The sequence below is a fragment of the Stenotrophomonas sp. PS02298 genome, assembly GCF_029959445.1.
Taxonomy (GTDB): Bacteria; Pseudomonadota; Gammaproteobacteria; order Xanthomonadales; family Xanthomonadaceae; genus Stenotrophomonas.
On record NZ_JASCOR010000014.1, the window covers coordinates 40,256 to 46,651 of the forward strand.

4 protein-coding genes are annotated in these 6,396 nt (G+C 64.7%); 3 read left to right on the plus strand and 1 reads right to left on the minus strand.

Going from position 1 to position 6,396, the window contains the following annotated elements:
* Window positions 1-23: 23 nt before the first annotated feature.
* From QMX78_RS04065 to dxs, 3 genes are all read left to right on the plus strand, one after another.
* The gene (locus QMX78_RS04065; RefSeq protein ID WP_282266787.1) at window positions 24-1,814 is read left to right on the plus strand and encodes an acyl-CoA dehydrogenase C-terminal domain-containing protein; all 1,791 of its coding nucleotides are present in this window, start codon (window positions 24-26) and stop codon (window positions 1,812-1,814) included.
* A 320-nt stretch (window positions 1,815-2,134) separates the two neighbouring features.
* Window positions 2,135-2,800, plus strand: a complete 666-nt coding sequence (locus QMX78_RS04070; protein WP_282266789.1) for an HNH endonuclease — start codon at window positions 2,135-2,137, stop codon at window positions 2,798-2,800.
* A 166-nt stretch (window positions 2,801-2,966) separates the two neighbouring features.
* The gene (dxs, locus tag QMX78_RS04075) at window positions 2,967-4,877 is read left to right on the plus strand and encodes a 1-deoxy-D-xylulose-5-phosphate synthase (protein WP_282266790.1); all 1,911 of its coding nucleotides are present in this window, start codon (window positions 2,967-2,969) and stop codon (window positions 4,875-4,877) included.
* Between the two features lie 333 nt (window positions 4,878-5,210).
* On the opposite strand, the gene QMX78_RS04080 is transcribed toward dxs, so the two are convergent.
* Complete coding sequence (locus QMX78_RS04080; RefSeq protein ID WP_282266791.1) at window positions 5,211-6,155, minus strand: TraB/GumN family protein; 945 nt, start codon at window positions 6,153-6,155, stop codon at window positions 5,211-5,213.
* Window positions 6,156-6,396 lie beyond the last annotated feature (241 nt).

A 6,396-nucleotide genomic window follows, 5' to 3' on the forward strand; every position in this document is an offset into this window, starting at 1 on the left:
CCGCATCGTTCGAGAGCCGTCTGATGAGCAACTACAAAGCCCCTGTTACCGACCTCCGTTTCGCCCTGCACGACGTATTGAAGGCCGAGTCCCTGTTTGCATCGTTGGGTTTCGAAGACGCCACCGCCGACCTGATCGACGCGGTGCTTGAAGAAGCCGGCCGCTTCAGTACCAGCGTGCTTGCCCCGCTCAATGCGGTGGGCGACCAGACCGGTTGCAAGCTCGACAAGGCCACCAACGAAGTCACCACCGCACCCGGCTTCAAGGAAGCCTATGCACAGTTCGTCGAAGGCGGCTGGACCGGCCTGACCGCGTCGCCGGATTTCGGCGGCCAGGGCATGCCGGAAACCATGGGCATGGCCTTGAGCGAAATGGTGTCCTCGGCCAACCTGGCCTGGAGCCTGTTCCCGATGCTGTCGCACGGCGCTGTTGAAGCGCTCAAGCACTACGGCGAAGACTGGCAGAAGGAAGCCTTCCTCAAGCCGCTGGTGGCCGGCAACTGGACCGGCACCATGTGTCTGACCGAGCCGCACGCCGGCACCGACCTGGGCCTGCTCAAGACCCGCGCCGAGCCGAACGCCGACGGCAGCTATTCGATCACCGGCACCAAGATCTTCATCACTGCCGGCGAGCACGACCTCGCCGACAACATCGTGCACCTGGTGCTGGCCAAGCTGCCCGACGCCCCGGCTGGCCCGAAGGGCATCTCGCTGTTCGTCACCCCGAAGTACAAGGTCGACCGCGACGGCAAGCAGGGCGAGCGCAATGAACTGCATTGCGGCGCGCTGGAACACAAGATGGGCATCCACGGCTCGTCCACCTGCGTGATGAACTTCGACGGCGCCCAGGGCTACCTCGTCGGCCAGCCGCACAAGGGCCTGCAGGCGATGTTCGTGATGATGAACTCCGCCCGCCTCGGCGTTGGCGTGCAGGGCCTGGCGCAGTCCGAGCGTGCCTACCAGGGCGCACTGGCCTATGCCCGCGAGCGCCTGCAGTCGCGCGCCCCCAAGGGCGCCGTGCAGCCAGACAAGCCGGCCGACCCGATCATCGCCCAGCCCGATGTGCGCCGCATGCTGCTGACCACCAAGGCACTGACCGAAGGTGGCCGCCTGCTCGCCGCACACGCTTACACCCAGCTCGATGCCGCACACAGCAGCAGCGATGCGCAGGCGCGCGCCGACGCCGATACGCTGGTCAGCTTCCTCACCCCCATCGTCAAGGCCTGCCTGACCGAGTGGAGCATCGAGGCGACTTACAACGGCCAGCAGGTGTTCGGCGGCCACGGCTACATCGCCGAGCACGGCATGGAGCAGTACGCCCGTGATGCCCGCATCACCACGTTGTATGAAGGCACCACCGGCATCCAGGCGCTGGACCTGATCGGCCGCAAGACCGCCGCCTCGCAGGGCGCCGGCCTGAAGTTGTTCCTGGCCGAGATCGAGCAGTTCATCGCCGCCAATGCCAGCAACCCTGCCGTGGCCGAGTTCCTGCCGGTGTTGGGCGGCAAGGCCAAGGAATGGGGCAAGCTGACGATCGACGTGCTGCAGCGCGCCGCCGCCAACCCGGAAGAACTGGGCGCAGCGAGTTGGGATTACCTGTTCTACAGCGGCTACATCGCCGTGGCCTACTGGTGGGCCCGTTCGGTGGTCGCCGCACAGGCATCCAGCCACCCGGAAGCCTTCAAGCAGGCCAAGCTGGAAACCGCGCGCTTCTACTACGCCCGCATCCTGCCGCGCACCCTGAGCCACGCCGCCGGCATCGCCGCTGGCGCCGACTCGCTGATGGCGATGGATTCGGTCCGCTTCGGCGACTGATCCAACAGCAAAAGCAGGGCAAAGCTCCCCTCATCCGCCCCTTCGGGGCACCTTCTCCCGCAAACGGGAGAAGGGAACGATCAGGAAAGCCTGCGACCCTGAAGCCCCTCTCCCGCGTGCGGCAGAGGGGTTGGGGTGAGGGCAGCTTCTGCTTCTGTCCCCTCCCCTGCGCCGAAGGCGGAGGGGAGGGCTGGGGAGGGGTAAGCTCTCAGGCGTCCGAAACACCCCCAGCTTCGCGGCTCACGCCGCTCCCACAAAACCGCCGGCCGCCACCCGCCTTTACACAAACTGTCACGCATCGTGTATAAGCTGTTAACCCGATGGAGACAGACACTACACCGCGTAGTCTGATCGATACCGGAGCCGGGACTTCCGCTCCGACAGACGGGTTTTCACTTCCGCCCTCCCTGCACCGCCTCGGCTCCGTGCGACTGCTGTCGCTGGATGCGCATGGCCGCGTGCTGGACTGGATCAACTGGCAGGATGCCGCCTGCCTGTATGCACGCGGCGCCGTCGCCTGGACCATGGGCGATCCCTGCCTGCACGTACACGGCGCAATATCGCGGCTGACCGGCCTGCGCAGCGGCATGGACCTGCACCCGATCATCGCCTCGCGTGGCCACGCCCGCTCGCGCGCGATCGACCCCACGCCCAACCTCACCAATCCCGCACTGTTCGCGCGCGATGCCCAGCTCTGCCTGTATTGCGGCCAGCACTTCAGCCGCCCGCAGCTGACCCGCGACCACGTCCTGCCCGTCTCCAAGGGCGGCAAGGACACCTGGGAAAACGTCGTCAGCGCCTGCTTCCACTGCAACTCGCGCAAGAGCAACCGCACCCCGGCGCAGGCCAACATGCCGCTGCTGGCGGTGCCCTACCGGCCCAGCTGGATCGAGCATCTGATCCTGTCCAATCGCAACATCCTCGCCGATCAGATGGCCTTCCTGAAGTCGCAGTTGCCGCGCAAAGCCTTGCAACGCGGGCTCTGAGCCCCACACTGCGGTCTCGCGTATTCATGCGAAACAGTCATCCAGGCTGAACACGGCCTTCAGCTTGGTGCCAAACCACCTCATCCGGCACTGATTGATGATGTGCTTTGCTTGCCCCACCCTCTCCGGACGGGGAAAATACCGTTTCGAGTGAAACGCGAAGACCATGATCGACTCTGCCAGCTATCCGCGCCTGTCGCGCATCAAGACTCCCGATGACCTGCGTCTGTTCGACGAGAGCGAACTGGGGGCCATTGCCGGCGAATTGCGCGCCTACCTGATCGAATCGGTGGGCAAGAGCGGCGGTCACTTCGCGGCAGGCCTGGGCGTGATCGAGCTTACCGTTGCCCTGCACTATCTGTATGACACCCCGGTCGATCAGCTGGTGTGGGACGTGGGCCACCAGACCTACCCGCACAAGATCCTCACCGGTCGTCGCGACAGCATCCACACCGTCAAGCAGAAGGACGGCGTTGCGCCGTTCCCCAAGCGTGAGGAAAGCGAGTTCGACACCTTCGGCGTCGGCCACTCCTCGACCTCGATCTCCGCCGCACTGGGCATGGCCATCGCGCGCCAGCGCCAGGGCGATGACCGCAAGGTGATCGCGGTGATCGGCGACGGCGCGATGACCGCCGGCATGGCGTTTGAAGCGCTGGCCCACGCAGGCGGCATGGACGACGAGCCGAACGTGCTGGTCATCCTCAACGACAACAACATGTCCATCTCCGAAGCCGTCGGTGGACTGACCAAGATGCTGGGCCGGGCAACCGCCAGCCGCACGCTCAACGCCCTGCGCGAGAGCGGCAAGAAGATCCTCGGCGACAAGCGCCACAGCCCGCCTGCGCGCTTCGTGAAGCGCTGGGAAGAACAGTGGAAAGGCATGTTCGTGCCGTCCACCGCCTTCGAGCAGATGGGCTTCCATTACACCGGCCCGATCGATGGCCATGACCTGCCGCTGCTGGTATCGACCCTCAAGCACCTGAAGGATGCCAAGGGCCCGCATCTGCTGCACATCATGACCACCAAGGGCAAAGGCTACGAGCCGGCCGAGGACGACCAGATCGGCTACCACGCCGTCGGACCGTTCGACCCGAGCAAGGGCCTGCCGGAAAAAGGCGCACCCAAGAAGCCGACCTATACCGATATCTTCGGCGACTGGCTGTGCGATGCCGCCGCGGCCGACCCGAAGTTGCTGGCAATCACCCCGGCCATGCGCGAAGGCTCGGGGCTGGTGCGTTTCAGCAAGGAATACCCGCAGCGCTACTTCGACGTCGCCATCGCCGAGCAGCATGCGGTGACATTGGCCGCCGGCATGGCCACACAGGGCGCCAAGCCCGTGGTCGCCATCTACTCCACCTTCCTGCAGCGCGCTTACGACCAGCTGGTACATGACGTCGCCACCCAGGATCTGGATGTGCTGTTTGCCATCGACCGCGCCGGCGTTGTCGGCCCGGACGGCGCTACCCATGCCGGCAATCTCGACCTGAGCTACCTGCGCTGCGTGCCCAACATGGTGGTCATGGCGCCAGGCGATGAAGCCGAATGCCGACAGATGCTCAGCACCGGCCTGCAGTACAAGGGCCCGGCGGCAGTGCGCTACCCGCGCGGCACCGGTCCCGGTGCAGCCGTTGGCAAAGACCTGTCCACGCTGGAAATCGGCAAGGCGCAGCTGCGCGTGCAAGGCAGCCGCGTCGCCATCCTCGCCTTCGGTGCCAGCGTACCGGCAGCCGAACAGGTTGGCCGCGAACTCGGCCTGAGCGTAGTCAACATGCGTTTCATCAAGCCGCTGGACAAAGCGATGCTGCTGGAGCTGGCGCGCACGCACGACGGCTTTGTCACCGTTGAAGACAACGTGGTTGCCGGCGGCGCTGGTTCGGGCGTCTCCGAATTGCTCAACGCTGAAGCCGTGCTGATGCCGATGCTGCACCTCGGCCTGCCTGACAGCTATCAGCACCACGCCAGTCGCGAAGACCTGCTGGCCGAGGCCGGGATTGATGCAGCAGGTATTCGCGTCGCCATCCTGAAGCGTTGGCCGAAGCTGCAGGACAGCACGGCACCGTTGAGTGCGGCGAGCTGAGCTGGACTCCAATTTGCGACTATCCCGAAATCCGATGCCAGCCCCCTGGCATCGGATTTTTCTTTGTGGGAGCGGCGTAAGCAGCGAAGCAAAAGCACCATCCGGCGATACGAAAACTGGCTGCTCGCGCCATCCCAGCTTCGCGACTTACGCCGCTCCCACAAACCAGCAACACCGTAGCCCGGGTAAGTGCAGCACACCCGGGCAAATCATTCTCCAGCGGCCTCTCAGATCACCGCGAACTGCCCCGGGTGCGCTCCCGCTTACCCGGGCTACTTGGTGTGTGCCCGCCGTCCTTGCATCAGCTCCGTGCTGCCACCTCAGCACTGCTCTTCAGGGCGACTCAACCTCATACCCACGCGCCTGCAGCGCTGCCAGATAGCCATCGGCTTCCAGCAACCGATCCACCGGCAACATCGCAAACGTTTCTTCATTGCGCTGCACGGCAGTCTCCGCAATCGACAACCAATGCTGGCGCACACCCGCCTTCAGATCACCGAAGCCACGATTGCGCACGAAACCCGACTGGGTGATCGCCTGCATGCAGGCCGCACCCGCGTCCTCATACGGTGAGCGCCGCAACGCCTCCACATCGCCCATTGCCCAGGCATTCGCACGCTCGACCAAGGTCGGCAGATCGTTCTCAACCAAGTCCACGGTCCGTTCCAGGCACACCGCATCATCCATGCCCCCCTCGCGGAACTCGCGGACCGCTGCCTTCGGGTCCTCGATCTTGATCTTCCAACTCGTTGAGGTTGGCGTGATACCCGCCGCCTTCGCGGCAGCTTCCACCACCGGCCAGACCACCGGCTTCTGACCAAGGCCGATGGATTTCATCGCCGCCGCTTGCAACTCACCGGCGGCGAACATCGGCCGCTTGCGCTCGACCCCGCCATCGCGCGGCAGGTAACGTTGTTTCACCGCACGCCAGCGCGCATACAGCGGCGGCGCCAGCATATCGCCCAGCTCCGCGCCGTCTTCGTTGCGCATCACCTTCCAGATCGATGGCGCCAACGCCAGCTTGCCAAAGAAGCCCACGTCAGCATCAAACACCACGCCGGGTGACAGCAACACCTGCCCCGAGCGTGCGATCACCGCTCGCACCTCATCGGCCCGCCAATCAATCTGGTTGGGCAAGGGCGACACCGTGCCCAGGATCCAAAGCACATGCCCGTCCTTGCTGGCCCGCCACAAGCCAGGCCCGGGCTGCACGCCATGGACGACGACCGCGTCCATATCGCGGATCGGTGCCGCTCCGGCGTCCGCAGGCACGTCCATCGCTTCCTGCGCCGAAACCCCTTCTGCAAGCAAGCACATCAACAGACAGCAACCACGCAAGCTCTGCACTACCGACATACCTGTCTTCCTGGGGACGATCTGGCTGGCGACATTAGCCATTTCGTTGCAGCAATGCGTTAGAACATCGTTCTTCAAGTGCAATAAATTGCCAGCCAACCATGTAGTGCCGAGCCATGCTCGGCAAGGGGCGTTCCCCGGAAAGTCCCATGCCGGGCATGGC

Bases quoted from the DNA above. Each gene is read 5' to 3' on its own strand.
- QMX78_RS04065 (WP_282266787.1), top strand. From the start codon at position 24: ATGAGCAACTACAAAGCCCCTGTTACCGACCTCCGTTTCGCCCTGCAC.
- QMX78_RS04070 (WP_282266789.1), top strand. From the start codon at position 2,135: ATGGAGACAGACACTACACCGCGTAGTCTGATCGATACCGGAGCCGGG.
- dxs (WP_282266790.1), top strand. From the start codon at position 2,967: ATGATCGACTCTGCCAGCTATCCGCGCCTGTCGCGCATCAAGACTCCC.
- QMX78_RS04080 (WP_282266791.1), bottom strand. From the start codon at position 6,155: ATGGACGTGCCTGCGGACGCCGGAGCGGCACCGATCCGCGATATGGAC.